This is a genomic window from Methylocucumis oryzae (assembly GCF_000963695.1).
GTDB lineage: Bacteria > Pseudomonadota > Gammaproteobacteria > Methylococcales > Methylomonadaceae > Methylovulum > Methylovulum oryzae.
The window spans coordinates 1-1,187 of the sequence record NZ_LAJX01000273.1; the positions used below are offsets into that span (position 1 = coordinate 1).

The 1,187-nt window shown below is 44.1% G+C and carries 3 protein-coding genes and 1 pseudogene; all 4 read left to right on the forward strand.

All coding sequences use genetic code 11. From position 1 onward, the window contains the following. Positions 1 to 191, forward strand: a 191-nt coding sequence (locus VZ94_RS27335) for a hypothetical protein (protein WP_045780560.1), incomplete at its 5' end; no start/stop codon positions are given. A 17-nt stretch (positions 192 to 208) separates the two neighbouring features. Further along, a complete protein-coding gene (gene nifW / locus VZ94_RS19900) occupies positions 209 to 523 on the forward strand; it encodes a nitrogenase-stabilizing/protective protein NifW (protein ID WP_045780561.1) in 315 nt (104 codons plus the stop codon). Next, on the forward strand, positions 520 to 999 hold the full coding sequence (locus tag VZ94_RS19905) for a nitrogen fixation protein NifZ (protein ID WP_045780562.1): 480 nt from the start codon (positions 520 to 522) through the stop codon (positions 997 to 999). The genes nifW and VZ94_RS19905 overlap by 4 nt, the downstream gene beginning before the upstream one ends. A 1-nt stretch (position 1,000) precedes the next feature. Then, a pseudogene (locus tag VZ94_RS19910) lies at positions 1,001 to 1,187 on the forward strand (nitrogen fixation protein NifM); the annotation flags it as partial.

Here is a 1,187-nt window from a genome sequence, read left to right on the forward strand (position 1 = left end):
GGAAGAAGCGGCAACGGGTCGCCTTTTCTTTGGCTACTTTCTTTGCCGACGCAAAAGAAAGTAGCTCGCCTGCCGGTGCGAGAACCGGCTTAAAAATAAAACCTCGCGATAGCGACCTCATTAGATTTTACGATGACAGTTTTATTAGCCATTTTCTATATAGCCACATTAAAAAACACCATCATCCCTGACCTAAGCGGAGACAAACATGAGTTTCATAGAAGAATTGGAAGAATTTGAATCTGCTGAAGAATTTTTGCAGTATTTTAACTTGGATTACGACCAAACCGTCGTGCATGTGAATCGCTTACATATCTTGCAACGTTTTCATAACTATTTGCAGCAAGCCGCTGACAGTATGCCGGATAGCGAAGAAGCTCAAAGAGCCGTGTACAAGACCTTGCTAGCACGGGCATATCAGGATTTTGTCGAATCAGATGCCGTCACGGAAAAAGTCTTTAAAGTCTTTCACATGGGCGAACCACAAACGGGGTTTGTTGCTTTAACGGATATTAAAACATGAAACCGGAACGTTTTGATGAAGGCCGTTTTGAATACGGCGAATCGGTTAGAGTGACCCGTAATGTTCGTAACGATGGCACTTACCCTGGTCTTGATGTCGGTCATTTGCTAATACGTCGCGGCAGCGTCGGTAACATCATCGAAGTCGGTACGTTTTTACAAGACCAAGTGATTTTCACCGTTCACTTTTTAAGCCAAGGCCGCATGGTCGGCTGTCGCTTAGAAGAGCTGATTAGCGCTGATGAACCGTGGAATCCTAGCCGCTTTGAGTTTCGCGATAAAGTGATATGCACATTAGATTTAGGCGTACAAGGTAATGTGCTAGTCGCTAAAGGCACGGAAGGCGAAGTGATGAAAGTCATACGCGATGATGCCCTCATTCAATACCATGTTGCTTTTCGCGAAAAAATGTTACAAGTGCCGGAAACGGCTTTAGAACCTGCTCACCCGGAAACCTTTACCGAGCCGGAGTTTTAACATGAATGTATCTACGCTTAACCAAAAACCCGAAGCTTATAATGTTCTAAGAGCATCGCTAGTGTTGTTTAAAAAATCACCTAGCGAATTAGCTGAAGCGGAATTAACACAAGTAATGCGTCAGGCTTCTAACGAATTTATCCTAGAAACCCGAGTATTAAATTCAGCGGAAGCCGCTTCGGTGGTTA

Coding starts and splice junctions, on each gene's coding strand:
- VZ94_RS19905 (WP_045780562.1), top strand. CDS start 520: ATGAAACCGGAACGTTTTGATGAAGGCCGTTTTGAATACGGCGAATCG.
- nifW (WP_045780561.1), top strand. CDS start 209: ATGAGTTTCATAGAAGAATTGGAAGAATTTGAATCTGCTGAAGAATTT.